The 23,570-nt window shown below is 69.8% G+C and carries 24 protein-coding genes; 7 read left to right on the top strand and 17 right to left on the bottom strand.

From position 1 onward, the window contains the following. Nucleotides 1–12: 12 nt before the first annotated feature. The 3 genes from ACH47Z_RS07650 to ACH47Z_RS07640 form a co-directional block, all read right to left on the bottom strand. A complete protein-coding gene (locus ACH47Z_RS07650) occupies nucleotides 13–399 on the bottom strand; it encodes a hypothetical protein (RefSeq protein ID WP_399071617.1) in 387 nt (128 codons plus the stop codon). A 124-nt stretch (nucleotides 400–523) separates the two neighbouring features. Then, on the bottom strand, nucleotides 524–1,261 hold the full coding sequence (gene rph / locus ACH47Z_RS07645; RefSeq protein WP_399071615.1) for a ribonuclease PH: 738 nt from the start codon (nucleotides 1,259–1,261) through the stop codon (nucleotides 524–526). Nucleotides 1,262–1,340: 79 nt separating this feature from the next. Continuing rightward, complete coding sequence (locus ACH47Z_RS07640; RefSeq protein WP_030610403.1) at nucleotides 1,341–1,574, bottom strand: glucose PTS transporter subunit EIIB; 234 nt, start codon at nucleotides 1,572–1,574, stop codon at nucleotides 1,341–1,343. 127 nt (nucleotides 1,575–1,701) lie between these two features. On the opposite strand from ACH47Z_RS07640, the gene ACH47Z_RS07635 reads away from it, so the two are divergent. Both ACH47Z_RS07635 and ACH47Z_RS07630 read left to right on the top strand, forming a co-directional pair. Further along, entirely contained in the window at nucleotides 1,702–3,003 is a 1,302-nt protein-coding gene (locus ACH47Z_RS07635; RefSeq protein ID WP_399071614.1) for a PTS transporter subunit EIIC, read from the top strand. 131 nt (nucleotides 3,004–3,134) lie between these two features. Continuing rightward, the gene (locus ACH47Z_RS07630) at nucleotides 3,135–4,382 is read left to right on the top strand and encodes a PTS transporter subunit EIIC (RefSeq protein WP_399071612.1); all 1,248 of its coding nucleotides are present in this window, start codon (nucleotides 3,135–3,137) and stop codon (nucleotides 4,380–4,382) included. Nucleotides 4,383–4,450: 68 nt separating this feature from the next. On the opposite strand, the gene ACH47Z_RS07625 is transcribed toward ACH47Z_RS07630, so the two are convergent. Then, nucleotides 4,451–5,203, bottom strand: a complete 753-nt coding sequence (locus ACH47Z_RS07625) for an MBL fold metallo-hydrolase (RefSeq protein ID WP_399071610.1) — start codon at nucleotides 5,201–5,203, stop codon at nucleotides 4,451–4,453. A 229-nt stretch (nucleotides 5,204–5,432) separates the two neighbouring features. Between ACH47Z_RS07625 and ACH47Z_RS07620 the strand changes: the two genes are divergently transcribed. Continuing rightward, nucleotides 5,433–5,888: a type II toxin-antitoxin system PemK/MazF family toxin gene (locus tag ACH47Z_RS07620; RefSeq protein ID WP_399071607.1), complete on the top strand. Its 456-nt coding sequence runs from the start codon at nucleotides 5,433–5,435 to the stop codon at nucleotides 5,886–5,888. Between the two features lie 4 nt (nucleotides 5,889–5,892). Here the strand turns inward: ACH47Z_RS07620 and ACH47Z_RS07615 are convergent, their stop codons facing one another. From ACH47Z_RS07615 to clpS, 8 genes are all read right to left on the bottom strand, one after another. Next, entirely contained in the window at nucleotides 5,893–6,357 is a 465-nt protein-coding gene (locus ACH47Z_RS07615) for a hypothetical protein (RefSeq protein WP_399071605.1), read from the bottom strand. A gap of 134 nt (nucleotides 6,358–6,491) precedes the next feature. Next, entirely contained in the window at nucleotides 6,492–8,570 is a 2,079-nt protein-coding gene (locus tag ACH47Z_RS07610) for a putative Ig domain-containing protein (RefSeq protein WP_399071603.1), read from the bottom strand. Nucleotides 8,571–8,864: 294 nt separating this feature from the next. Then, nucleotides 8,865–9,815 carry a cysteine synthase gene (locus tag ACH47Z_RS07605; RefSeq protein ID WP_356034123.1) on the bottom strand — a complete coding sequence of 317 codons (951 nt, stop codon included), beginning with the start codon at nucleotides 9,813–9,815 and terminating at the stop codon, nucleotides 8,865–8,867. Between the two features lie 8 nt (nucleotides 9,816–9,823). Then, a complete protein-coding gene (locus ACH47Z_RS07600) occupies nucleotides 9,824–10,102 on the bottom strand; it encodes a MoaD/ThiS family protein (RefSeq protein WP_399071601.1) in 279 nt (92 codons plus the stop codon). Between the two features lie 161 nt (nucleotides 10,103–10,263). Beyond that, nucleotides 10,264–10,686, bottom strand: a complete 423-nt coding sequence (locus ACH47Z_RS07595) for a Mov34/MPN/PAD-1 family protein (protein WP_399071599.1) — start codon at nucleotides 10,684–10,686, stop codon at nucleotides 10,264–10,266. 135 nt (nucleotides 10,687–10,821) lie between these two features. After that, complete coding sequence (locus ACH47Z_RS07590; protein ID WP_399071597.1) at nucleotides 10,822–12,252, bottom strand: amino acid permease; 1,431 nt, start codon at nucleotides 12,250–12,252, stop codon at nucleotides 10,822–10,824. Nucleotides 12,253–12,581: 329 nt separating this feature from the next. Beyond that, on the bottom strand, nucleotides 12,582–13,187 hold the full coding sequence (locus tag ACH47Z_RS07585) for a DUF2017 domain-containing protein (RefSeq protein ID WP_399071595.1): 606 nt from the start codon (nucleotides 13,185–13,187) through the stop codon (nucleotides 12,582–12,584). Between the two features lie 41 nt (nucleotides 13,188–13,228). Continuing rightward, nucleotides 13,229–13,546, bottom strand: coding sequence for an ATP-dependent Clp protease adapter ClpS (gene clpS, locus ACH47Z_RS07580; RefSeq protein WP_399071593.1), 318 nt, complete (start codon nucleotides 13,544–13,546; stop codon nucleotides 13,229–13,231). A gap of 58 nt (nucleotides 13,547–13,604) precedes the next feature. Here clpS and ACH47Z_RS07575 point away from each other — a divergent pair, with 58 nt between their 5' ends. Both ACH47Z_RS07575 and ACH47Z_RS07570 read left to right on the top strand, forming a co-directional pair. Beyond that, on the top strand, nucleotides 13,605–14,951 hold the full coding sequence (locus ACH47Z_RS07575) for a nicotinate phosphoribosyltransferase (RefSeq protein ID WP_399071591.1): 1,347 nt from the start codon (nucleotides 13,605–13,607) through the stop codon (nucleotides 14,949–14,951). Between the two features lie 79 nt (nucleotides 14,952–15,030). Then, nucleotides 15,031–15,624 (top strand): nicotinamidase, encoded by a 594-nt coding sequence (locus tag ACH47Z_RS07570; protein ID WP_399071589.1) that lies wholly within the window; start codon nucleotides 15,031–15,033, stop codon nucleotides 15,622–15,624. 3 nt (nucleotides 15,625–15,627) lie between these two features. Here the strand turns inward: ACH47Z_RS07570 and ACH47Z_RS07565 are convergent, their stop codons facing one another. Together ACH47Z_RS07565 and ACH47Z_RS07560 are read right to left on the bottom strand one after the other, a co-directional pair. Continuing rightward, complete coding sequence (locus ACH47Z_RS07565) at nucleotides 15,628–15,948, bottom strand: hypothetical protein (RefSeq protein ID WP_399071587.1); 321 nt, start codon at nucleotides 15,946–15,948, stop codon at nucleotides 15,628–15,630. A gap of 121 nt (nucleotides 15,949–16,069) precedes the next feature. Further along, nucleotides 16,070–18,433 (bottom strand): immune inhibitor A domain-containing protein, encoded by a 2,364-nt coding sequence (locus ACH47Z_RS07560; RefSeq protein ID WP_399071585.1) that lies wholly within the window; start codon nucleotides 18,431–18,433, stop codon nucleotides 16,070–16,072. A 303-nt stretch (nucleotides 18,434–18,736) separates the two neighbouring features. Between ACH47Z_RS07560 and ACH47Z_RS07555 the strand changes: the two genes are divergently transcribed. Beyond that, complete coding sequence (locus ACH47Z_RS07555; protein ID WP_399071583.1) at nucleotides 18,737–18,988, top strand: hypothetical protein; 252 nt, start codon at nucleotides 18,737–18,739, stop codon at nucleotides 18,986–18,988. Nucleotides 18,989–19,090: 102 nt separating this feature from the next. Here ACH47Z_RS07555 and ACH47Z_RS07550 read toward each other — a convergent pair whose 3' ends face one another. Both ACH47Z_RS07550 and ACH47Z_RS07545 read right to left on the bottom strand, forming a co-directional pair. Then, nucleotides 19,091–19,837 (bottom strand): RDD family protein, encoded by a 747-nt coding sequence (locus ACH47Z_RS07550; RefSeq protein WP_399071581.1) that lies wholly within the window; start codon nucleotides 19,835–19,837, stop codon nucleotides 19,091–19,093. 74 nt (nucleotides 19,838–19,911) lie between these two features. Next, nucleotides 19,912–21,438 (bottom strand): RDD family protein, encoded by a 1,527-nt coding sequence (locus ACH47Z_RS07545; protein WP_399071579.1) that lies wholly within the window; start codon nucleotides 21,436–21,438, stop codon nucleotides 19,912–19,914. Between the two features lie 235 nt (nucleotides 21,439–21,673). Between ACH47Z_RS07545 and ACH47Z_RS07540 the strand changes: the two genes are divergently transcribed. Continuing rightward, the gene (locus tag ACH47Z_RS07540) at nucleotides 21,674–22,087 is read left to right on the top strand and encodes an SsgA family sporulation/cell division regulator (protein WP_399071577.1); all 414 of its coding nucleotides are present in this window, start codon (nucleotides 21,674–21,676) and stop codon (nucleotides 22,085–22,087) included. Nucleotides 22,088–22,129: 42 nt separating this feature from the next. Here ACH47Z_RS07540 and ACH47Z_RS07535 read toward each other — a convergent pair whose 3' ends face one another. Continuing rightward, on the bottom strand, nucleotides 22,130–23,545 hold the full coding sequence (locus ACH47Z_RS07535; RefSeq protein ID WP_399071575.1) for an FAD-binding oxidoreductase: 1,416 nt from the start codon (nucleotides 23,543–23,545) through the stop codon (nucleotides 22,130–22,132). Between the last annotated feature and the right edge of the window lie 25 nt (nucleotides 23,546–23,570).

Below are 23,570 nucleotides of genomic sequence, written 5' to 3'. Positions count from 1 at the left end.
CGTCGTCGGCGGCTACTTCGTGCAGACCTTGGTGAGTTCGCCGGCGGCGTCCGTCACCGGGCTCACGTCCGGCGTCTTGTCCCCGTTCTTGATGGCCGTTCGCACGTTCCCCACGGCCTTCTTCAGGCCGTCCACCGCCTTGTTCACGTCCGCGTGGTCCGTCCTGTCCCCGATCTTGTCCAGGTTCTTCTCGATGGAGTCGAGGGACTCGTCGGCCTGGGTCGGATCGTTCGCGGCGTTCTCCACGGCCTGTTGCAGGGCGGTGACGCTGTCGGCGATGGAGTCGGCGGTGTGTACGCAGTCCAGGGCCTTGTCGACGCTGTCGCACCCGGCGGTGAGCGCGGCGACGGCCACGACTGCGGCGACGGCGGTGAGATGGCGGCGTCGGCTGACGGCCATGATGGTGGTCCCTCCCCTGGTTAGGCTGACGTACCCGTAGGACGCCGGGGCGGGCGCACGGGTTGCCCGTGTGCGCCCGCCCTGTTGGTCTGTCCTTTACTTACCGCGCTCTACTTACCGCGCTTCACTGGCCCAGCGTGGCTTCCAGCGTGGCGCGCTGGATCGCGGCCAGCTGGTCGCAGCCGGTGACGGCGAGGTCGAGCAGGGCGTTGAGTTCGTCGCGGGCGAAGGGCTCGGCCTCGGCGGTGCCCTGGACCTCGACGAAGCGGCCGTCGCCGGTGCAGACGACGTTCATGTCGGTCTCGGCGCGCACGTCCTCCTCGTAGCAGAGGTCGAGGAGCGGAACGCCGCCGACGATGCCGACCGAGACGGCGCTCACGGTGCCGGTGAGCGGCTGGCGGCCGTGCTTGATCAGCTTCTTGCCCTGGGCCCAGGCGACGGCGTCGGCGAGCGCGACGTAGGCGCCGGTGATCGCGGCCGTACGTGTGCCGCCGTCGGCCTGGAGGACGTCGCAGTCGAGGACGATGGTGTTCTCGCCGAGCGCCTTGTAGTCGATGACGGCGCGCAGGGAGCGGCCGATGAGGCGGGAGATCTCGTGCGTACGGCCGCCGATCTTGCCCTTGACGGACTCGCGGTCGCCGCGGGTGTTGGTGGCGCGGGGCAGCATGGCGTACTCCGCGGTGACCCAGCCCTCGCCGCTGCCCTTGCGCCAGCGCGGGACGCCCTCGGTCACGGAGGCGGTGCAGAACACCTTGGTGTCGCCGAAGGAGACGAGGACGGAGCCCTCGGCGTGCTTGCTCCATCCTCGTTCGATGGTGACCGGGCGGAGCTGTTCGGGGGTACGGCCGTCGATGCGAGACATGGCGACGAGCCTAGCCGCACATGGAGAAGGGGCTCGTCCCGCCTCGGGAAGAGCCCCGTTCCAGGTGAACCGGGGCGGTTCACATCATGTCTTCGATCTCCGCGGCGATCGGGTCGGCGTCGGTGCCGATGACGACCTGGATGGCGGTGCCCATCTTGACGACACCGTGGGCACCGGCGGCCTTCAGGGCGGCCTCGTCGACCAGGGAGGCGTCGGACACCTCGGTGCGCAGCCGGGTGATGCAGCCCTCGATCTCCTCGATGTTGTCGATACCGCCGAGGCCGGCGACGATCTTCTCAGCCTTGCTGGCCATTTCGGTCTCCTCACGCACAGGTGGCCCAATTTCGCGAGCGATTGCGCCGTACGTACCGAAAGATGACGTCACAGCATCCCAATCGTCCGTAACTGGTCTACACCACCTGACAGGCGGTCGCCAACTCATGAGTGCCGAGACCGAGACCCCTGCCGCACGTCGACGGTGGCAGACGGCCTTCCAGGGCCTGCAGAAGATGGGCCGCAGCCTGCAGCTGCCGATCGCGGTGCTGCCGGCGGCCGGCATCCTCAACCGGCTGGGTCAGCCGGACGTGTTCGGCAAGGACGGGCTGGGCTGGACCGACGTCTCCAAGGTGATGACGGGCGCGGGCGGCGCCCTGCTCGACGGTTCCCTCGGCCTGCCGCTGCTGTTCTGCGTGGGCGTGGCGATCGGCATGGCGAAGAAGGCGGACGGCTCGACGGCGCTCGCGGCGGTGGCCGGTTTTCTCGTCTACTACGGCGTCCTGCACCAGTTCCCCCAGTCCTGCCCCGGCGGCTCCACGGCGATCCCACAGGTCGGCTGCCAGGTCAGCAGCGGCGGGGGCGTGGGGGCGGTGACGCCGTTCACCTTCCAGAACCCGGGCGTCTTCGGCGGCATCGTGATGGGGTTGCTGGCCGCCTTCTTCTGGGCACGGTTCCACCGCACCAGGCTGGTGGACTGGCTGGGCTTCTTCAACGGGCGCCGGCTGGTGCCGATCCTCATGGCGTTCGTCGCGATCGTCTTCGCGGCGCTGTGCCTGTGGATCTGGCCGCCGGTCGGGCACGCCCTGGAGAGCTTCAGCCACTGGCTGCGGTCCATCGGCTCCTGGGGCGCGGGCGTCTTCGGGGTGGCGAACCGAGCTCTGCTGGTGGTCGGCCTGCACCAGTTCCTGAACGTGCCCATGTGGTTCCAGTTCGGCAGCTACACCAAGCCGGACGGCACGGTGGTGCACGGCGACATCAACATGTTCCTGGCCGGCGATCCGCACGCGGGCCAGTTCACCTCGGGCTTCTTCCCGATCATGATGTTCGCGCTGCCGGCCGCCGCGCTGGCCATCACGCACTGCGCGAGGCCGGGCCGCCGCAAGGAGGTCGGCGGGCTGATGCTGTCGGTGGCGCTGACGTCGTTCGTGACGGGCATCACCGAACCCATCGAGTACTCCTTCCTCTTCATCGCGCCGCTGCTGTACGCGGTCCACGCGGTCCTGACCGGTGTCTCGATGGCGGTGACCTGGGCGCTCGGGGTGCACGACGGCTTCAGCTTCTCGGCCGGCCTGATCGACTACGTGATCAACTGGAACCTGGCGACGCGACCGTGGGCGATCATCCCGATCGGCCTGGGCTTCGCGCTGGTCTACTACGCCGTCTTCCGCTTCGCGATCACGAGGTTCGACCTGAAGACGCCGGGCCGGGAGCCGGAGGACGAGGTCGAGGACGTGACCAAGGTCTGACCGCCTAGCACACCGGTACGCCGCGTAGCGTTCCGGTAGCGGATTTCGTGGTTCCTTATCCCACCTTCATCGTGCTACAACAGGTCTACACCACTGAGTGGTGTAGACCACCACGCGATGGAGGAACCATCATGAGCACCGCCACCGCCACGGCGGCTCCCGCAAAGAAGCGGGGATCCGGCCTCTTCCAGGGCCTGCAGAAGGTCGGCCGCAGCCTGCAGCTCCCGATCGCCGTCCTGCCGGCGGCGGGCATCCTGCTGCGTCTCGGGCAGCAGGACGTCCACGACAAGCTGCACCTGCCGGACAAGGTCACGGCGGTGTTCGCCACGGCCGGTGGTGCGATCTTCGACAACCTCCCGATGCTGTTCTGCATCGGTGTCGCGATCGGCTTCGCCAAGAAGTCCGACGGCTCGACGGCGCTCGCCGCCCTGGTCGGCTTCCTGGTCTACAGCAACGTGCTGAAGGCGTTCCCGCTGACCCAGCAGCACATCGAGGGCGGCAAGATAGTCGAGGCCACCTACAACAACCCCGGTGTGCTCGGCGGCATCCTGATGGGTCTGTTCGCCGCCGTGCTGTGGCAGCGCTACCACCGCAAGAAGCTGGTGGACTGGCTCGGCTTCTTCAACGGCCGCCGGCTGGTGCCGATCATCATGGCCTTCGTCGGCACGCTCATGGGTGTCTTCTTCGGTCTGATCTGGAAGCCCGTCGGTGAGGGCATCTCCCACGCCGGTGAGTGGATCACCGGTCTCGGCGCGGTGGGCGCGGGTCTGTTCGGTCTGGTCAACCGCGCGCTGATCCCGGTCGGCATGCACCAGTTCGTGAACACCGTCTCCTGGTTCCAGATCGGCGACTACAAGAACTCAGCCGGTCAGATCGTCCACGGTGACCTCAACCGCTTCTTCGCCGGTGACCCGCACGCCGGTATGTTCATGTCCGGCTTCTTCCCGATCATGATGTTCGGTCTGCCGGCCGCCGCGATGGCCATCGCGCACTCCGCCCGCCCCGAGCGCCGCAAGGCCGTCCTCGGCATGATGATCTCCCTCGCGCTGACGTCCTTCGTCACCGGTGTCACCGAGCCGATCGAGTTCACCTTCATGTTCATCGCCCCGCTGCTGTACGCGATCCACGCGGTGCTGACGGCCCTGTCCATGGCGGTCACCTGGGCGCTCGGCGTGCACGCGGGCTTCACCTTCTCCGCGGGCTTCATCGACTACGCGCTCAACTGGAACCTCGCGACCAAGCCCTGGCTGATCATCCCGATCGGCCTGGTCTTCGCGGCGATCTACTACGTCGTCTTCCGCTTCGCGATCACCCGGTTCAACCTCCCCACCCCGGGCCGCGAGCCCGAGGAGGAGCTCGAGGACCTCACCAAGGCCTGACGCCCACGCCAGCATGACGAAGGCCCCGGAACCGACAGGTTCCGGGGCCTTTCGCCTGAGGTGTGGCCTCAGATCTCGTACGTCGTCCGCGGCGCGGCCAGGTCCACCGGACCGTCGAACACCTCACGCGCGTCACGGAGATTGACCTCCGGGTCCGTCCACGGCGGGATGTGGGTGAGGACCAGGCGCCGTGCGCCGGCACGGGCCGCCGTCTCCCCCGCCTCGCGACCGTTGAGGTGCAGGTCGGGGATGGCCTCCTTGCCGTGCGTGAACGCGGCCTCGCACAGGAACAGGTCGGTGTCCCGGGCCAGCTCGTCCAGGGCGCCGGTGACGCCCGTGTCGCCGGAGTACGTCAGGGACTTCCCGGCATGCTCGATGCGGATGCCGTACGCCTCCACGGGATGGCGGACCCGGTCGGTGTGCACCGTGAACGGGCCGATCTCGAACGTGGAGGGCTTGACCGTGTGGAAGTCGAAGACCTCGCTCATCGAGGAGGCGGACGGGACGTCGTCGTACGCCGTGGTCAGGCGGTGTTCGGTGCCCTCGGGGCCGTAGACCGGGATGGGGGCGCAGCGGCCGCCGTCGTGGCGGTAGTAGCGCGCGACGAAGTACGCGAGCATGTCGATGCAGTGATCGGCGTGCAGATGGCTGAGGAAGATCGCGTCGAGGTCGTAGAGACCGCAGTGGCGCTGCAGCTCGCCCAGGGCGCCGTTGCCCATGTCGAGGAGCAGCCGGAAGCCGTCGGCCTCGAGGAGGTAGCTCGAGCAGGCCGATTCCGCGGAGGGGAACGACCCCGAGCAGCCGACGACGGTGAGCTTCATGAAGCAGAAACCTCCGTTGGCGGTGAAGATCAAAACCGAAAGATCGAAAGGGCGGGAAACGGGGGTCGTGCGGTTCGTCGAGCGTAAGGCGCGAAAGCACGGGTCGCTCCTCCGCAAAGGGCCGTTGTGGGCGAACTCACCTGCGCTGTCACCGGTTCGGCTGGACCGGGGGCGTACGAGGATTCGCAGAGGGCGCGCGATGAGCGGCGCGCGCCGGTAACGTCGTCGTATGGACACGTCATGGTGGCTGGCGCTCGCGGCGGTCGTCCTGCTCGCGCTCGTCGCCTCGCTCATCGACGGCTGGGGGCGCGGTCGCCGGCCCGGTGGGCGACGCCTGCGGCCGCCGGGCCGGGCCGGTACGCGCGCGCGTGCCGAACGGCCGGCCCCCGGGGACATCTGGTGGGCCGACGTCTCCTACGAGGACCGCGCCGAGGTGAAAGACCGGCCGTGTCTGGTGCTGGCGGTGCGGGGGAACCGGGCCACGGTCGCGAAGATCACCAGCAAGTACCACGACGAGCGGGCCGGGGTGATCCCCCTGCCCCCGGGCGCGGTCGGCGACGCCCGGGGCAGGCCCAGCTTCCTGGAGACCGACGAACTGCGCGAGGTGCCGTTCGGCGACTTCCGGCGAAGGGTCGGCGTGGTGGACCCGGTTCTGTGGGACCAGGTACGGCACCTCGCGGGCTGACCACCTACTTCACGGTCACCGTCACCATCCACTCCTGGATGCCCTTGCAGGACACCCCGCCCGGTGCCGTCGGCTCGGCGCACAGGGGACGGGACGACGTCAGTTTCTCGGTGCCGGTGGCCACCGCCTGGTACGCGGCCGTGGCGTCGCCGGGCTGGATGGCGAAGCCCGCGTTGATGCCCTTCAGGGCCGTGCCGGTCGCCATGACCGGCTTCCAGGGGCGGGACTTGGTGCCGTCCAGGGTCAGCCGGACCTCGCCGCCCTTGGCCACGCAGACGGTACGGCCGGAGTCGGCCACCTTCAGCTCCACCGTGGCCGCACAGCCGCCGGAGGCCGAGGCGGCGGGTGCCGACGGTGACACCTTGCCGCTGCTTCCCGTGTCCTTGCCGCTGTCGCTGTGCGATCCGCATCCGGCGAGGAGCAGCACCGCACCCGTGAGGGCCGCGAGGGACGTCGTGGTACGACGCATGGGGGTTCGCCTTTCTGCCATGGCCGTGGGGAGTCGGCCGCCTGGTGCAGATGAGACGTAGCAGAACGACGAACGGATCCCGCACACGGAACCTTTCCTTCCGCGTGCGGGATCCCGATTTCAGTCCGTACGGATCAGCTGGTCGTCACGGCCGTGTCGTCCACGACGAAGCTGGTCTGGAGCGAGGAGTCCTCCACGCCCGTGAACTTCAGGGTGACCGTCTGGCCCGCGAACGAGGACAGGTCGAGGGTCTTCTGCGCGTACCCGGAGGCGGCGTTGACGTTCGAGTACGTCGCCAGGGTGGTCGAAGCGGCGGTCACGGTCAGCTTGTCGTACGCGGTGCTGCCGGTCTCGGCGGTGTCGACGTGCAGGTAGAAGGTGAAGCTGGCCTTGCAGCCGGCCGGGATGGTCACCGACTGGGACAGGGTGTCGGTGTGGGAGGAACCGTACCCGTCGAGCCAGGCCTTGTAGGAGCCGCTGTGGGCCGCCTCACCGGTGTCGTTGGTGATGACCCCACTGGACGCGGTCCAGGCGGTGTTGCCCGACTCGAAGCCCGGGTTGGACAGCAGCTGGGCGGAGGTGCAGCCGCCGCCACCGCCGCCACCGACGGTCCAGGTGAAGGAGGTCGAGCCGGAGGCGCCGGTGGAGTCGGTCGCGGTGACCGTGACCTGGTAGGTGCCCGCGGTGGACGCCGTGCCGGAGATCAGGCCGGTGGAGCCGTTGATCGACAGGCCGGTCGGCAGGCCGGAGGCGCTGTAGGTGAGGGAGGCGCTGCCGCTGTCCGAGGCGCTGATCTGGAGGCTGACCGAGCCGCCCGTGGTGGTGGACTGGCTGCCGGGGTTGGTGACGGTCACCGTGTTGCCGCCGGTGCTGCCACCGGAGGTGAAGGCTGCGGTGCCGTTCGGGGTGCCCCAGCCGGTCGGGCCGTCGTAGCCGGTGCCCGCGGTGCAGAAGTACGAGGTGGAGCAGGAGCCGTTGGAGCCGCTCGTCACGTCGTACAGGTTGCTCGTGTGGGAGTACGGGTACTTCGCCGGGTAGTCGCTGGCGCCCGGGGTGCCCGCGAGGGCGTAGACGCTCGCGATGATCGGCGAGGAGGCGCTGGTGCCGCCGTAGACCGCCCAGCCGGAGCCGCCGAAGGTGTCGTAGACCGCCACGCCGGTGGCCGGGTCGGCGACCGCGGAGACGTCGGCCTCCATGCGCTTGGAGCAGCCGGTGTCGGTCTGCCAGCTCGGCTTCGGGTCGTAGGCCGAGCAGCCGGAGCCGGTGCCCTCGGTGGAGCTGGTGTGCCAGACGGACTCGCTCCAGCCGCGGGAGTTGGAGGCGGTGGTGAGCGCGGTGCCGCCGACGGCGGTCACGTACTGGGAGGTCGCCGGGTACTCGGCGCCGTAGGCGGAGTCGCCCGCGGAGACGGTGATCGCGACACCCGGGTGCTTGAAGTACGAGGTGTCCTCGCTGGTCTGCGAGGAGGACTCGGAACCGCCCCAGCTGTTGGAGATGAACTTGGCGCCCAGCGAGACGGCCTCGTTCTCGGCGATGCCGAGGTCGGTGTCGTTCGCGGAGTTGGCCTCGACCAGGATGATGTTGCAGTTCGGGCAGGTGGCGCTGACCATGTCGACGTCGAGCATCTCTTCACCGGCCCAGCCGGTGTCGTTGGTCGGCAGCGAGGTGGTGGAGCCGGTCTGGCTGACCTGCTTGAAGCAGCCGTTGGCCTTGGTGCAGGACGACAGGCCGTACGTGGAGCGGTAAGTGCCCAGGTCCGACTCGGCGTTGGGGTCGTTGTAGGCGTCGACGATGGCGACGGTCATGCCGGAACCGGCCGACGTGGGCAGGTTGTAGGCGCTGTGCAGGTTGGCCGGCGAGAGGCCGGAGGGGGCCGCGGCGGCGACGGCCGCGGCCAGGCGCTGCTTGATGTCGGTGCGGCGCTGGGCGAAGCAGGACGCCTGGCCGGGCTTGGCGGTGGCGCACAGGTGCTGGGTGGGCACCTTCTGGCCGGCCTTGCCGGTGGTGTGGAACGTCTGCCGCTTCGGGTCGGTCAGGGCCTTGCTGTTCTGCGTCACCTTGGAGGTGTGGGGCGCGGGAGCGGTGGCCGCCTGGGCCGCCCCGGCCGTCGGAGCCGCGGTGAAGCCGGCGACGGTGAGGGCGAGGGCGGGGAAGGCGACGGCGACGAGTCTTCGCAGACTGCGTCTCCGGCTGCTCGGGCGTGACTCACGCATGGGGTACTGCCTCCGGTTGAAGTGGGGATTCGCACTGGATTGGCAGGCCCGTGACGCGCGTAGCGGCGGCGAGACCGCGAGTCATGAGCATGACACTCTCAGGCACCTGTCATGACGCCGGGTGAGCGAGACATGACAGGGTGCGGGAGGACGGTAGCTCTGGCCTCGACACCACGGGCAGTGGTGAAAGAATTTCTTTGCCTTGCCATAGGAATGGCTTAGCCCCCTCATAAGAGGGGGCTGGTGACCGCTTGATGCGTGTTAATGCGGTGTTACGCGTGACGTGCTATTGGGTCACGCCCAGAGCTGGCCCTGGAGCGTCTCGATGGCCTCCTCGGTGGTGGCCGCCGTGTAGACGCCGGTGGAGAGGTACTTCCAGCCGCCGTCGGCCACGATGAAGACGATGTCGGCGGACTCCCCCGCCTTGACCGCCTTCCGGCCCACCCCGATCGCCGCGTGCAGGGCGGCGCCGGTGGAGACGCCCGCGAAGATGCCCTCCTGCTGCAGGAGTTCACGGGTGCGGGTGACCGCGTCGGCCGAGCCGACCGAGAAGCGGGTGGTGAGGACCGAGGCGTCGTACAGCTCCGGTACGAAGCCCTCGTCGAGGTTCCTGAGGCCGTACACCAGGTCGTCGTAGCGCGGTTCGGCGGCGACGATCTGGATGCCCGGCCGGTGCTCACGCAGGTAGCGGCCGACGCCCATCAGGGTGCCGGTGGTGCCGAGGCCCGCGACGAAGTGGGTGATCGAGGGGAGGTCGGCGAGGATCTCCGGGCCGGTCGTGGCGTAGTGGGCGCCCGCGTTGTCCGGGTTGCCGTACTGGTAGAGCATCACCCAGTCGGGGTGCTCGGCGGCCAGCTCCTTGGCCACGCGTACGGCGGTGTTGGAGCCGCCCGCGGCCGGCGAGGAGATGATCTCGGCGCCCCACATGCCGAGCAGGTCCCGGCGCTCCTGCGAGGTGTTCTCCGGCATCACGCACACCATGCGGTAGCCCTTGAGCTTGGCCGCCATGGCCAGCGAGATACCGGTGTTGCCGGAGGTCGGCTCCAGGATCGTGCAGCCCGGGGTGAGCCGGCCGTCCTTCTCCGCCTGCTCGATCATGTGCAGGGCCGGGCGGTCCTTGACCGAGCCGGTGGGGTTGCGGTCCTCCAGCTTGGCCCAGATCCGGACGTCGGCGGACGGCGAGAGCCGCGGCAGGCGCACCAGGGGGGTGTTGCCCACCGCGGCCAGCGGGGAGTCGTAGCGCATGCCGGGTCTCAGGCCATGCCGCCGGCCACGGCCGGCAGGATCGTCACGGTGTCGCCGTCGGACAGCTTGGTGTCGATGCCGTTGACGAAGCGGACGTCCTCGTCGTTCAGGTACACGTTGACGAAGCGGCGCAGCTGGCCGTTGTCCACGATGCGGGCCTCGATTCCCGCATACCGGGTCTCGAGGTCGGCGAACAGCTCGGCGAGGGTGTCACCGCCGCCCTCCACCGCCTTCTGACCGTCGGTGTACTGGCGGAGGATGGTCGGGATGCGGACCTCGATGGCCATGGTCGCGGGCTCCTGTCGGGAGGTGTCGTCGGGTCAGCGGGCTCGATCGTCAGCCGAAGGCGAGCACCACAGTCAGAACCATGGGCTCATCGTATCGATTCCCGGTCCGGGGACCGGAGTGTGATCCCACATACCGGATGGAACCCGACCGCAGAGTGAGATCAGTAGGCCTCCACGACCTTGACCTCCTCCTCCGTGACCTCCCCGTCCAGGATGCGGAACGAACGGAACTGGAACTCGCCGAGGCCGTCGGTGTCGGCGGTGGAGACGAGGACGTAGTGCGCGCCGGGCTCGTTGGCGTAGGAGATGTCGGTGCGCGAGGGGTAGGCCTCGGTCGCGGTGTGGGAGTGGTAGATGATCACCGGCTCCTCGTCGCGGTCGTCCAGCTCGCGGTAGAGCTTGAGCAGGTCGCCCGAGTCGAACTCGTAGAACGTGGGCGACATCGCCGCGTTCAGCATGGGGATGAAGCGCTCGGGGCGGTCCGAGCCCGCCGGGCCCGCCACGACGCCGCACGCCTCGTCGGGGTGGTCCTTGCGCGCGTGGGCGACGATCTGGTCGACGAGGGCCTGGGTGATGGTCAGCATGCCCGCCAGGATAAGCAGAAGGGCCGTTCCGTACCGAGGGTTGGTACGGAACGGCCCATATGCCGGACGTCCTGAGCGGCAGCCGCGGCGGGGCACCACGAGAGCCCCGCGCGGCCGGACGTCCCGGGGAGGAGGTCAGCGCTTGACGAAGGCCGCGGCCTCCGGGTTACGACGCTTGAGCGCCCAGTAGGAGACGCCGAGGATCGCGGCCCACAGCGGAGCACAGTACAGCGACACCCGGGCGTCCTTGTCGATACCCATGAGCACGATCACCATGAAGATGAACGCCAGCGCGAAGAGGGAGGTGTACGGCGCTCCCGGCGCGCGGAACTCGCTCTGCGGCAGCAGCCCGCGGTTCGCCTTCGCCCGGTAGCGGATCTGGCAGATCAGGATGACGATCCAGGCCCACATGCCGGAGATGGTCGCGAAGGACACCACGTAGTCGAACGCCTTGCCCGGCCACTGGTAGTTGATCCAGACGCCGACGAGCATCAGCGCGGCGGAGAACGTCGTGCCGACGAGCGGGGTGCCGCTGCGCGTCAGCTTGGTGAAGACCTGCGGACCCTGGCCGTTCTGGGCCAGGTCGCGCAGCATGCGGCCGGTGGAGTACATGCCGGAGTTGCAGGAGGACAGCGCGGCCGTGAGGACCACGAAGTTCACGATGCCGGCGCCGACGGACAGGCCCATCTTCTGGAAGGCGGCCACGAAGGGGCTCACGCCCGGGTGGAACTCGGTCCACGGCACCACCGACAGGATCATGATCAGCGCGCCGACGTAGAAGACGGCGATGCGCCACGGCACGGTGTTGATCGCCTTCGGCAGCACCTTCTTGGGGTCCTTGGACTCGCCGGCGGTCACCCCGACCAGCTCGACGGCGAGGAAGGCGAACATGACCATCTGCAGGGTCATCAGGGTGTTGCCGACGCCGTGCGGGAAGAAGCCGCCGTCGCTCCACAGGTGGCTCACGGAAGCGGTCTTGCCCGCGTCGGAGAAGCCGACGGTGAGGATGCCGGCGCAGATCAGGATCATGCCGATGATCGCGGTGACCTTGACCATGGAGAACCAGAACTCCAGCTCACCGAAGAGCTTCACGGAGATCAGGTTGGCGGCGTACAGCACGATCGTGAAGATCAGGGCCGAGACCCACTGCGGGATGTCGAACCAGTACGTCATGTAGGCGGCCGCGGCCGTGACCTCGGTGATGCCGGTGACCACCCAGAACAGCCAGTACGTCCAGCCGGTGACGAAGCCCGCGAAGGGGCCGATGAACTCGCGCGCGTACTCCGAGAACGAACCCGACACCGGGCGGTACATCAGCAGCTCGCCGAGCGCCCGCATGATCAGGAAGATGACGAGACCCGCGACCGCGTAGGCCAGGATCAGGCTGGGGCCGGCCTTGGAAATGCCCTTGCCCGCGCCGAGGAACAGGCCGGTGCCGATGGCACCGCCGATGGCGATCATCTGGATCTGCCGGGACCCGAGCCCGCGCTGATACCCCTCGCCACTCTCGGCGTCGCCCACGGCCTCATTGCCGTCGCGATGCTGGTCGACCTGCGCTGAGGTCATGTGTGGTGCGCCTTTCTCCATGCCGACCCGGGCCTTATCTCGGCCTCGGATCGGGTTTCGATCCCCCCGGATTGATGGAGTTGTTGCCTGGCCGACGGTCGTCGGCTCGGTGGCGCACCCGGCCGAACATGGGTGGTGTTCGCCGGGCGGTCGTGAAGATTTATCACGGCCGCAACACCGATCGCGGGGGCGCGTTGTGGCGCATCACACAGGAAGAAGCGGACAAGGGCGCACGAATGGAGCAAACCAGGCCGCAACGGTGACGGGATCGTTATGCGGATTTGAGCGTCCGCTGAGCGAACACCTCGCGCACCACAAAACGGGTCGGACTAGGGCATAAGGGTGGTCACCAGGGTCTCCTGGAGCCCGCCCAGCCACAGATAGGCCATCACCATCGGCTTGCGCGGCTCCTCGTCCGGGAGCCGGTAGAGCAGATCGGTGTCGTCCTCGTCGGTGATCTCCAGCCGGGCACCGATCGCGAGCCGCAGGTCGTTCAGGGCGCCGAGCCACTGCTTCGACTGCTCCGGCGCCAGCTTCAGCACCGCCCCGCCCTCGTCCACCGGGGCGAGCGCGTCCAGGGTGCGGATCACCGCGAGCGCGTTCTCCCGCTTGCCCGCCCTGAGGTCGTTCTCGGTGTAGCGGCGGAACTCGGCGGAGTGGGCGCGCTCCTCCTCCGCCGCGACCGGCGAGTCGGGGGCCTTCTCGGGATCGCTGTAGGCGTCCGGGAAGAACCTCCTGAGGACCGGGTCGGCGGGCGGCTCGCTCGGGCCCTCGGCGAACAGCTCGGCCAGCGGGTCCTTGGGGGTGTCCGCGCCGGGACCGGGGCCGACGAGCTCCAGGAGCTGGACGGCCAGCGACCGGATGATGGAGATCTCGACGTCGTCGAGCGCGACGGCCGCGCCGCCGCCGGGAAGCGGTTCGAAGGTTCCGGGCATGGTCTTTTCGCTGCGTCGCGGTCGGGGGGGCAGTCGGCTGGCTACTTGCGGTCCTGCTGAAGGGTCGCCCACAGACCGTAGCCGTGCATGGCCTGCACGTCGCGTTCCATCTCCTCACGGGTGCCGCTGGAGACGACCGCCCGGCCCTTGTGGTGGACGTCGAGCATGAGCTTGGTGGCCTTGTCCTTGGAGTAGCCGAAGTACGACTGGAAGACGTACGTCACATAGCTCATCAGGTTGACCGGGTCGTTGTGGACGATGGTGACCCAGGGGACGTCGGGTTCGGGTACGGCGAAGACCTCCTCCGCCGACTCGGTGCGTTCGATCTCTACGGGCGCGGGTGACGTCACATGGCCCATGCTGCCACGCGCCTCACAAATCGTCACACTGACGCGAAGGGGTGTAGCATCCATTGCCATGAACACAGCGGACCTTGGGCTGCCGGTGGACGTTCCCTCGACGGCGCTCTTCACGGACCAGTACGAGCTGACCATGCTCCAGGCGGCTCTGAAGGCCGGTACGGCCGAACGGCGGAGCGTGTTCGAGGTCTTCACCCGGCGGCTGCCGGACGGACGCCGCTACGGCGTGGTCGCGGGCACCGGGCGTGTCCTGGACGCGGTGGAGAACTTCCGCTTCGACGCGGGCGTCCTCGGCTTCCTGCGTGAGCGGAAGATCGTCGACGAGGAGACCCTGGCGTGGCTCGCCGACTACCGCTTCGGCGGGGACATCTGGGGCTACCCCGAGGGCGAGGTCTACTTCCCCGGCTCGCCGGTCATGCGCGTCGAGGGCACCTTCGCCGAGTGCGTGCTGCTGGAGACGGTGATCCTCTCCATCCTCAACCACGACTCCGCCATCGCCGCGGCCGCCTCCCGGATGGCCTCGGCCGCCGGGGACCGCCCGCTGATCGAGATGGGCGCCCGCCGCACCCATGAGCTGGCGGCGGTGGCCGCGGCCCGTGCGGCGTACGTCGGCGGCTTCGCGACCACCTCCGACCTGGCGGCCGGCTTCCGCTACGGCATCCCGACCGTCGGCACCTCGGCCCACGCCTTCACGCTCCTGCACGACCACGAGCGGGACGCCTTCCGGGCCCAGGTCGAGACCCTCGGCCGGGGCACCACGCTGCTCGTGGACACCTACGACGTCGCCGAGGCGGTCCGTACGGCGGTGGAGGTGGCCGGACCCGAGCTGGGCGCGGTCCGCATCGACTCCGGCGACCTGCTGCTCGTCGCCCACCGGGTGCGCCAGCAGCTGGACGAGCTGGGCGCGGCCCACACCAGGATCGTCGTCACCTCCGACCTGGACGAGTACGCGATCGCCTCCCTCGCCGCCGCTCCCGTGGACGCGTACGGCGTCGGCACCCAGCTGGTGACCGGCTCCGGGCACCCGACCTGCTCCATGGTCTACAAGCTGGTCGCCCGCGCCGAGTCCGGCGACCCGCAGGCGCCGCTGGTGCCGGTCGCGAAGAAGTCCAGCGGCGGCAAGGCCTCCGTCGGGGGCCGCAAGTGGGCGGCGCGCCGGCTGGACGAGGACGGGGTCGCGGAGGCCGAGGTCGTCGGCACCGGGCCGGTACCGGCGGAGCTGGCGGAGCGGCAGCTGCTGGTGGAACTGGTCAAGGGCGGGAACGTCGTCGCCCGCGAGCCGCTGGACGTCCCCCGGGACCGCCACATCGCCGCCCGCGCGAATCTCCCGCTGTCCGCCACCCAGCTCTCGCGAGGGGAACCCGTGCTTCCGACGGAGTACGTCGCCGGGCGCTCGGGTAGCTAGGCCCTGTCGTCCGCCTCTCCCGCACGGGACCGGAAGTCACTAGGCTCAGTTACTTAGCCATCAGTCGAAGGACACCCACATGCGCCGCGCCTTGATCGTCGTAGATGTGCAGAACGACTTCTGCGAGGGGGGCAGCCTCGCGGTGTCCGGCGGCGCCGACGTCGCCGCCGCCATCACGGAACTGATCGGCCAGGCGGCCGGGACGGGATACCGCCACGTGGTCGCCACCCGGGACCACCACATCGCGCCCGGCGGCCACTTCGCCGACAACCCCGACTACGTCCGCTCCTGGCCCGCGCACTGCGTCGCGGGCACGGAGGGCGTCGGCTTCCACCCGAACTTCGCCCCGGCCGTCGCCTCCGGCGCGGTGGACGCCGTCTTCTCCAAGGGGGAGTACTCGGCGGCCTACAGCGGCTTCGAGGGCACGGACGAGAACGACGTCCGGCTCGCCGACTGGCTCCGCGACCGCCACATCGACGAGGTCGACGTGGTCGGCATAGCGACGGACCACTGCGTACGCGCCACCGCGCTCGACGCCGCGAGAGAGGGCTTCCGCACCCAGGTCCTGCTCGACCTCACCGCGGGCGTGGCCGCGGAGACGACGGAGCGGGCACTGGAGGAGCTGCGGGGGGCGGGCGTGGAGCTGACGGGCAAGCCCGTGGTCAGCGGCTGAGGGTCACTGAGCCACCGCCGATCTTCGAAGCAGCGCCCGGATCGGATGCCACAGCTCGGTCACCATGACACCGTTGTCCGCCGGTGCCGTGCGCCATATCAGGCCGTCCGGGTGGTGCAGGACCGCCGTGATCTCGTCCGGTGTGGGAGGGGCCGTGTTCCCCCGGAGGTAGATCGCGCGGAATCCCAGGTTGCGGAGCCTGGTCAGGGCTCGGGCGCGGTTCTGGGCGTGCACGAGTACGCGTACTCCCGCAGAGTCGTAGGGCAGGTTCAGCGCCACCACAACCGTGCCGTTCGGCAGCTTGCAGAAGCCTCCAGCGGCCATGCCGTCACATCCCCGTTCCGGTCGGTGTCAATAAGCGGTCCACAGGACGCACCTAAACACGATCGGCGGCAACCCGCCAAGGGTTTGCCGCCGATACGCTTCTGACCTGCGAAGATGCGCGCTACTTCACGGCGGGGCCGACTTCCAGCTCGATCGTCGAGCCGTCCTTGGCCGCCTTGACGATCTTGATCTTGGTGTTGGTGTCAGTGACCTTGACCCCGCCGGTCGGGTTCGCCGGGTCGTAGTAGGTGCTGGTGTGGTCGTTGAAGACCGGCACCCCCTTCTGCGAGGCGATCCTCGTCGCGACGCCCGCCTTGTGCAGCGTGATCGCGTCCGTCGGCTCCAGCGTGAAGGTGGAGTCGTAGGCCTGCATCCGGTTGCGCAGCAGCGTGCCGTCGGACCAGCGCAGCGCCTTCGGGTGGGCGTCGACCGGCAGGATCAGACCCGTGCCCGGGTGGGCGTTCGCGTTGGTGTTGTCGTCCGCCTGGGAGGTGTCCCACTTCCAGATCAGCAGACCGTTCTGGTACGGGTAGTGCTCCACCCAGTCAGGGCGCTCGGTGCCCTGGTAACCGAAGTTGTACGGGCCGACCTTGAGGGTCTTGTCGTACGACACGTACTGGCGGTTCTCGGCGATGTAGTACTGCTTGTAGTCCTTGGTGAAGGACGCGCCGACGCGGGAGAAGCCCACCGCCGTCCAACCGGCGTCCGCCGCCTCCGCGCTGTCGGAGAACAGCGCCGTCCCGTCCGCGGTGACCGTGATCTCGTCGGCCGCGAAGCCCTTCTGGGCCACCCCGCCGTCGGTCTGGTAGCGGAAGCGCAGGTCGATCTTCTTGCCCGCGTAGGCGTCGAGCGGGTACGACAGCTTCCTGTAGCCGTCGACCGTGCCGGTCAGGGCGGGCTTGTCGGAGCCGTCCCGGGGGATGGCCTTGCCGTCCACCGTGCCGTCCAGGGCGGTCCAGTTGGCGCCGCCGTCGGTCGACACCTCGGTGTAGAGGTAGTCGTAGCCGTTCTCGATGTCGTACCAGCCGTCCAGGCTCAGCGTGGCCGAGGACGTGCCGGTGAGGTCCACCGAGCGGGTCAGCGTGTTCTTGAGGTTGTCACCGCTGCCGCTCCACCACTGCGCGGAACCCTGCGCCGGGGTGACGATCTCGGTCGTGACCGCCTTGTCGGGCAGCGAGACGACCAGCGCCTGGCGGTACTTGGTGTTGTACTCGGCCAGGCCCAGCTTGTGCCAGGAGGAGACGCCCGCCTTGGCGGTGTCGTAGTTCAGCCAGCCCAGCTGGAGCTTGTCCCAGGCGTTCAGGTCGCCGGGCAGGTCGCCGATGGCCTCCTTGCCGGTGCCGAGCCAGGAGCCGGAGGACATCAGGGTCCAGAAGCCGGTGGAGTTGTCGCCGCCCTCGGTGTCGTACTCGTCCGGCAGGCCGAGGTCGTGGCCGTACTCGTGGGCGAAGACGCCGAGGCCGCCGTTCTCCGGCTGGATGGTGTAGTCGCCGACCCAGACGCCGGTGTCGCCGACCTGGGCACCGCCGAGCTTGTTGCCCGCCGGGCCGGTCGCGCCCGCGTCGGTGCCGAAGGCGTACCAGCGATGGGCCCAGATCGCGTCCTCGCCCTGGGCGCCGCCGCCCGCGGACTCGTCCTCACCGGCGTGCACGATCTGGAAGTGGTCGACGTAGCCGTCGGGCTCGTTGAAGTTGCCGTCGCCGTCGTAGTCGTAGCGGTCCCACTGGTCGTACTGGGCGAGGTCCTTCTTGATGTCGGCGTCGGTCTTGCCGGCCGCCCTCTGCTGGGCCACCCAGGCGTTCAGACCGTCGCCGACGATGTTCCACACGCTGGAGCAGGTGTGGGAGCCGCAGGCGTTGTTGCCGTAACGGGCCTCGTTGTAGGGGACCTTGACCCAGTCGGAGACCTCGCCGTCGACCGAGTAGCGGCCCGAGGACTGCTTCTCGTAGTACTTCTTCAGCGACTCGGTCTTCTTGCCGGTGCCGAAGTAGAGATCTTGGAAGTGCTTCTGGTTGTAATCCTGCTGCCAGGCCGTCGAGTTGTCCTTCGTACGGTCCGGCGCGGCGATGGTGTTGTGCAGCGGGCCGGGCGTGCCGCCGTACTTGGGGTCGGTCCCGTCCCCGAACTCCACCAGGATCGTGAAGATCTTGTCGGTCTTCTCGCGGCTCAGCTCGACGTACTTGGCGTCGCCCTTCCGGCTCTTGAGCTGGACGACCTTGGAGCCGCCCCGGTCCTGCGCCTTGGCCTTGCCCGCTATGAGCTGGTTCAGCGCCTCCTGGCGCTGGGCCCGCCGGGTCTTGCTGAGCGGGCCGTCGAGGTCGTGCGCCTCCTGCTTCACCGGGGCCGGGTCGTGCCGGTTCGCGGCGGCGGAGCGGGCCGGCTGGGTGGCGGCCTCCGCGACGGCGAAGGTCGCGAACGTGGCGGAGGCCGCCGCGAGCGTCACGCCGATCGCGGCCGCTCTGAACGTCCAGGATCTGCTGGTCACTTGAGTTCCTCCCCTGCGCCTGTTCGACGCATGTCAAGTGACGTAATTTGACTAGAGGTTTAGAAGAAAAGCCAGATCTTGACTCGCTCAGGCCCATTGCACTATGTCGAGCTGACGTTCCCTTTACGAACCTGCACGCGGACTATGCCACCACCCCATGACCCTGTGCGCCCCCCGTGCACCGGTAGCGTGGGTTAGGTCACGCTTACCAACCGTCCGGCTCGGGCATGCACGCGAAGAGAGTCGAACGGCACCCCCCGAACCACCGACGATCCCCCGAAGACTTCCGAGGACACGATTGCCATGCCTCGTCCGACTGCCGCACAGCTCGCCTACGGTTCCTGCACCGTGATCTTCTCGACGCTCGCCATGCTGCTGCTGTCCCAGACGAGTTCGGGCCTCGGGATCACCGTCATCGCCCTCGCGGCCCTGGCCCTCGGGCTGCTGGTCGCGATGACGGTGCCGCTGCCGAAGGCCCACACGGCCACCACGGCACCGGCCGAGCCCCTCGAGCCCGTCGAGCCCGCGCCGCAGGAGGAGCCGGTCTCCCTGTGAGCGGCGCACACGTGAGCGGCGGACCCGTGCCCTCCGGCACGGACCCGCCGCTCACGTGTGTACGGCGCTCCTGCGTACGGCGCCCTTTCCCACGGCCCTGCGTCAACCGGTGCTGACCACCACCGTCTTGGCCGCCTTGTCGTGCAGGCCCTGTTTGTACGGTTTGTCGAAGTAGCTCCAGCCGCCGCAGATCGCCGTCCAGATGCAGGCACAGCAGAAGGCGAACGGCACCCACAGCACCAGGGAGCGGATCAGCATGGTCTGCACGGAGGGGGTGGCGCCGTCGTCCAGGTTCGCCACCCGCATGTTGAGCCACTTCTTGCCGAGGGTCTGGCCGTACTTGGCCATCATGAAGGTGTCGTACGCGATGTAGAGCACGGCCGCGATGAAGGACTGCCCCACGGACTTGCTGACCTCGACGTGGTCGCCGTTGACGTTGTACTCGCGCACACCGAACGCCCAGGTGAGCAGCCAGACGACGATGCCGACGAGGATCATGTCGACGATCCGCGCGAGTGTGCGCTTGGGACTGTCGGCCAGCGGGGGCATACCGGCCAGCGGGTCGGCGGGGTAACCGCCGGCGCCGGAGCCGTACGGGCCACCGCCGTAGGGGCCGCCCCCGTAGGGAGGAGGCTGACCGCCGCCGTAGGGGGGTGGCTGCTGGCCGCCGTACGGGGGTGGCTGCTGAGGCGGTTGCCCGCCGCCGGGCGGCGGGGGCTGCTGGGCGCCGCCGTACGGGGTGTCGTACGGCGAGCCCGGCCCCTGCCCCTGGTCCGACGGGGGCTGCTTCCTGAACGGGTCGTCCTCGGGGGGCTGCTCTCCGGAGCCGGGGGGCGGTTCGCTGCTCATGGCCCGAGTGGACCGCGAACACCCCGGCTCCGCATCCGGCAGACGGCCGTACGGAGTAGCCGGGGCCGGTTCCGTCAGCCGGCGACGAAGGTGTGGGCCGCCTTGTCGTGCCAGCACTGGTGCCAGGGCCGGTCGAACAGGCACCACAGCACGCCCACGATCCCGATGCCGAGCAGCCCGGGCACGCTGTACACCAGCCAGCGGCGCAACGCCGCGCCGAAGGCGGGCGGCTCGTGCGCCTCGATGTCCCGCACCTCCAGGCCCAGCAGCCGCTTGCCCAGGGTGCGGCCCCACTTGGCGGTCGGCAGCACCTCGTAGCCGACGCCGACGAGGAGGAGGACGGCGACCACGATGCCGAGGCTGGTGGCCGTCGTGCCGTCGAGCAGCCAGACGGTGACCTCGCGGCCGGACACCTTGGCCGCGTCGATCTTCTGCTGGACGTGGTCGGCGACCCGCAGGCCGAGCGGTACGGCGGCGGCGGCCGTCACGAGGCCCACGATCAGGGTGTCGATCAGCCGGGCCGCGAACCGCTTGCCGAGTCCGGCGGGCCGGGCGGCGGCCTGCCGTCGGGCGGCCGCCTGGAAGACGTCCTCCACGGGCGGCTTCCACGGCGCCACGGGCTGCTCGTCCCCGCCACCGGCCAACTGGTGCACCTGCTGCGCCCAGGAGGCCTGCCCACCACCGGGGCCACTGGTCAGCGGGGTGGCGGGGGCAGCGGCCTGCGCGGGGATGGACGGCGCCACGGCGGACTGCGCCGAGTGCGGCGCCTGACCGGCGGCAGCACGCTCGGCCGCCGCCTTGCCGGCCCCGAACCCGGGGCCCGCGGCGGGAGCCGAGGGGGCAGCGCCGACCTGAGGAGCGGGCGCACCGACGGGCCCCTGCGGCCCGAAGCCACCAGGCGCACCGGAGGCGTTCGCCGCCCCGGCGGAACCCGCCCCACCCGGACCTCCCGCGCCCGGACCGAAGCCCGTACCCGGCTGACCAGCCACCGCACCCTGACCGGACGCCTGCGAGCCGGACGCCTGCGAGCCGAAGCCGGAGCTCGCACCCGCCTCCGCACCGGACCCCTGCGGACCGAAGCCACCAGACGCCCCGGCGGAACCCACCGCCCCCTGGCCGGAGGCCTGCGCGTCGGAGGCGGGTGGGTGTGTGCCCGGGCGGGGCTGGCCCGGGACCGGGCGGAAGGTCATCGTGCCGTCGTCCGTGACGGCCGCCGGGCCCGGGACCGGGCGGCGGAAGATGAACGTGCCGCCGTTGTCCGGGGCGTCGCCCTCCGCCGGCGGGGTCTCGGGGCGGCCCGGCGCGGGGATCCTCGGATCGGTGCCCCAAGGGGTGTGCCCGTCGCCGGCGCCCGCCTGCCCCGAGGGCGGCAGGTCCTCGTCGAAGAAGTGCGGACCCGTCTCCTCCACCGCCAAAGGCACGGGCGCCGGGCGGATGCCCGGGGGCGGGGTGAGCGGTTCGCCGTCCTTCGGCGCCGGGCGGCTGGTGCCGGGCACCCAGGAGGCGCCGTTCCAGTACCGGACGTAGCCGGGGATGGACGGGTCCGGGTAGTAGCCCTCGCGGGGCCGGTCGTCACCTGGGGCCGGGGTTGGGGCGCTCATGTCCGTCGTCCCGTATCTGCTCGGGGGTGGGTTGGGGGCCTCCACATCTATCAGACCGGGGCGTCCCTCAGCGCCAGTCCCGCCGGACCCACCCCTTTCCGGGCATCGCCGGACCCCACCCTCACAGGTCCGCGAAAAAAACTCCTCCGAACCCGCGTAATGCTCCGGCCCCTGCCCTCTCTCCCCCGGTGCGGGCCCGTTCCGAGGGCCGCCGAGGAGAGAGAAGGGCAACGTCATGCATCACACCGTGGTGGAGCGGGAGCTGGAACTGAGGCTCATCCTGTCGCCGGAGCGCAGCATCCCGGTCCCCGCCCGGCTGGGCTACCGCTCCGACGACCCCTACGCCGTCCACGTCGCCTTCCACATCAACTCCGACTCCCCCGTCCACTGGACGTTCGCCCGTGACCTGCTGGTCGAGGGCGTGTTCCGGCCGTGCGGGCAGGGGGACGTACGGGTGTGGCCGACGAAGGCCGACGGGCGCAGCGTCGTACTGATCGCCCTCAGCTCGCCGGACGGCGACGCGCTGCTGGAGGCGCCCGTCCCGCAGGTGTCGGCCTGGCTGGAACGGACGCTGCTGGCGGTGCCGCCGGGCACGGAGGGCGCCCAGCTGGGCATCGACGACGCCCTCGACCAGCTGCTCGCCCAGTGAGCCCAGTGAGCCCGGTGAGCCCGGAGCCGCGGTACGAAAGGGTCAGAACAGCTTGCCCGGGTTGAGAATCCCCAGCGGGTCGAAGGCGTGCTTCACCGCGCGCTGCATCTCCACCCCGACCGGGCCGATCTCCCGGGCCAGCCACTCCTTCTTCAGTACGCCGACGCCGTGTTCCCCGGTGATGGTGCCGCCCAGTTCCAGGCCGAGCGCCATGATCTCGTCGAAGGACTCGCGGGCCCGCCGGGACTCCTCCGCGTCCTGCGCGTCGAAGCAGACCGTTGGGTGGGTGTTGCCGTCGCCGGCGTGGGCGCAGACGCCGATGGTCAGCCGGTACTTCTCGGCGATCCGCTCGACGCCCTCCAGCATCTCGCCGAGCCGGGACCGGGGCACGCACACGTCGTCGATCATCGTCGTGCCCTTGACCGCCTCCAGCGCGGTCAGCGAGAGCCGCCGGGCCTTCAGCAGCAGCTCGGACTCGGCCGCGTCCTCCGCCGGGACGACCTGGGTGGCGCCGGCGGCCTCGCACAGCGCGCCGACGGCGGCGAGGTCGGAGGCGGGGTCCGGGGTGTCGAACGCGGCCAGCAGCAGCGCCTCGGTGGACTCCGGCAGACCCATGTGGGCGAGGTCGTTGACCGCCTTGACGGTCGTACGGTCCATCAGTTCGAGGAGGGACGGCACGTGCCCTCCCTCCATGATCCGGCAGACGGCGTCGCAGGCGGCCGCCGCCGAGGGGAACTCGGCGGCCAGCACCAGCTGCTGCGGCGGCTTGGGCCGGAGCGCGAGGACGGCCCGTACGACGATGCCGAGCGAGCCCTCGGAGCCGACGAAGAGCCGGGTGAGGTCGTAGCCCGCGACCCCCTTCGCCGTACGGCGGCCGGTGGACATCAGACGGCCGTCGGCCAGCACCACGTCCAGGCCGAGCACGTACTCGGCGGTGACCCCGTACTTGACGCAGCACAGGCCGCCCGAGCCCGTGCCGATGTTGCCGCCGATGGTGCACATCTCCCAGCTGGAGGGGTCCGGCGGGTAGTACAGGCCGTGTTCCTCGACCGCGCGGGACAGGGCCGCGTTGATCACGCCGGGTTCGACGACCGCGATCCGGTCCACCGGGCTGATCTCCAGGATCCGGTCCATCTTGGTCAGGGACAGTACGACGCAGCCGTCGCTGGCGTTGGCGCCGCCGGACAGGCCGGAGCGGGCGCCCTGCGGGACGACGGGGACACGCAGCTCGGTGGCGACGCGCATGACGTGCTGGACCTGCTCGACCGTGCGCGGGAGTACGACGACGGCGGGGGCGCCGGCCGGGCAGAAGCTCGCCATGTCGTTGGCGTAGGACGCGGTGACGTCGGGGTCGGTCAGGACGGCCTCGGCGGGCAGGCCGGCCAGGAGCCGGTCGGTGAGATTGCTCGTCTCTTCAGTGTCCTCGGAGCGCGGCGCTTCGATACGGCTCATGATCACAGGTTCCCACTCACGCCCACCCGTG

The sequence above is a fragment of the Streptomyces sp. NPDC020192 genome, from assembly GCF_044388685.1.
Classification (GTDB): Bacteria; Actinomycetota; Actinomycetes; order Streptomycetales; family Streptomycetaceae; genus Streptomyces.
This window is presented reverse-complemented; position numbering and strand designations above follow the sequence as displayed.

Bases quoted from the DNA above. Each gene is read 5' to 3' on its own strand.
- ACH47Z_RS07545 (WP_399071579.1), bottom strand. From the start codon at position 21,438: ATGAGCGCCCCAACCCCGGCCCCAGGTGACGACCGGCCCCGCGAGGGC.
- ACH47Z_RS07555 (WP_399071583.1), top strand. From the start codon at position 18,737: ATGCCTCGTCCGACTGCCGCACAGCTCGCCTACGGTTCCTGCACCGTG.
- ACH47Z_RS07600 (WP_399071601.1), bottom strand. From the start codon at position 10,102: ATGGCCATCGAGGTCCGCATCCCGACCATCCTCCGCCAGTACACCGAC.
- rph (WP_399071615.1), bottom strand. From the start codon at position 1,261: ATGTCTCGCATCGACGGCCGTACCCCCGAACAGCTCCGCCCGGTCACC.
- ACH47Z_RS07565 (WP_399071587.1), bottom strand. From the start codon at position 15,948: ATGGCCGCTGGAGGCTTCTGCAAGCTGCCGAACGGCACGGTTGTGGTG.
- ACH47Z_RS07620 (WP_399071607.1), top strand. From the start codon at position 5,433: ATGGACACGTCATGGTGGCTGGCGCTCGCGGCGGTCGTCCTGCTCGCG.
- ACH47Z_RS07590 (WP_399071597.1), bottom strand. From the start codon at position 12,252: ATGACCTCAGCGCAGGTCGACCAGCATCGCGACGGCAATGAGGCCGTG.
- ACH47Z_RS07540 (WP_399071577.1), top strand. From the start codon at position 21,674: ATGCATCACACCGTGGTGGAGCGGGAGCTGGAACTGAGGCTCATCCTG.
- ACH47Z_RS07625 (WP_399071610.1), bottom strand. From the start codon at position 5,203: ATGAAGCTCACCGTCGTCGGCTGCTCGGGGTCGTTCCCCTCCGCGGAA.
- clpS (WP_399071593.1), bottom strand. From the start codon at position 13,546: ATGGGCCATGTGACGTCACCCGCGCCCGTAGAGATCGAACGCACCGAG.
- ACH47Z_RS07610 (WP_399071603.1), bottom strand. From the start codon at position 8,570: ATGCGTGAGTCACGCCCGAGCAGCCGGAGACGCAGTCTGCGAAGACTC.
- ACH47Z_RS07550 (WP_399071581.1), bottom strand. From the start codon at position 19,837: ATGAGCAGCGAACCGCCCCCCGGCTCCGGAGAGCAGCCCCCCGAGGAC.
- ACH47Z_RS07650 (WP_399071617.1), bottom strand. From the start codon at position 399: ATGGCCGTCAGCCGACGCCGCCATCTCACCGCCGTCGCCGCAGTCGTG.
- ACH47Z_RS07575 (WP_399071591.1), top strand. From the start codon at position 13,605: ATGAACACAGCGGACCTTGGGCTGCCGGTGGACGTTCCCTCGACGGCG.
- ACH47Z_RS07605 (WP_356034123.1), bottom strand. From the start codon at position 9,815: ATGCGCTACGACTCCCCGCTGGCCGCGGTGGGCAACACCCCCCTGGTG.
- ACH47Z_RS07570 (WP_399071589.1), top strand. From the start codon at position 15,031: ATGCGCCGCGCCTTGATCGTCGTAGATGTGCAGAACGACTTCTGCGAG.
- ACH47Z_RS07585 (WP_399071595.1), bottom strand. From the start codon at position 13,187: ATGCCCGGAACCTTCGAACCGCTTCCCGGCGGCGGCGCGGCCGTCGCG.
- ACH47Z_RS07640 (WP_030610403.1), bottom strand. From the start codon at position 1,574: ATGGCCAGCAAGGCTGAGAAGATCGTCGCCGGCCTCGGCGGTATCGAC.
- ACH47Z_RS07635 (WP_399071614.1), top strand. From the start codon at position 1,702: ATGAGTGCCGAGACCGAGACCCCTGCCGCACGTCGACGGTGGCAGACG.
- ACH47Z_RS07595 (WP_399071599.1), bottom strand. From the start codon at position 10,686: ATGCTGACCATCACCCAGGCCCTCGTCGACCAGATCGTCGCCCACGCG.
- ACH47Z_RS07630 (WP_399071612.1), top strand. From the start codon at position 3,135: ATGAGCACCGCCACCGCCACGGCGGCTCCCGCAAAGAAGCGGGGATCC.
- ACH47Z_RS07615 (WP_399071605.1), bottom strand. From the start codon at position 6,357: ATGCGTCGTACCACGACGTCCCTCGCGGCCCTCACGGGTGCGGTGCTG.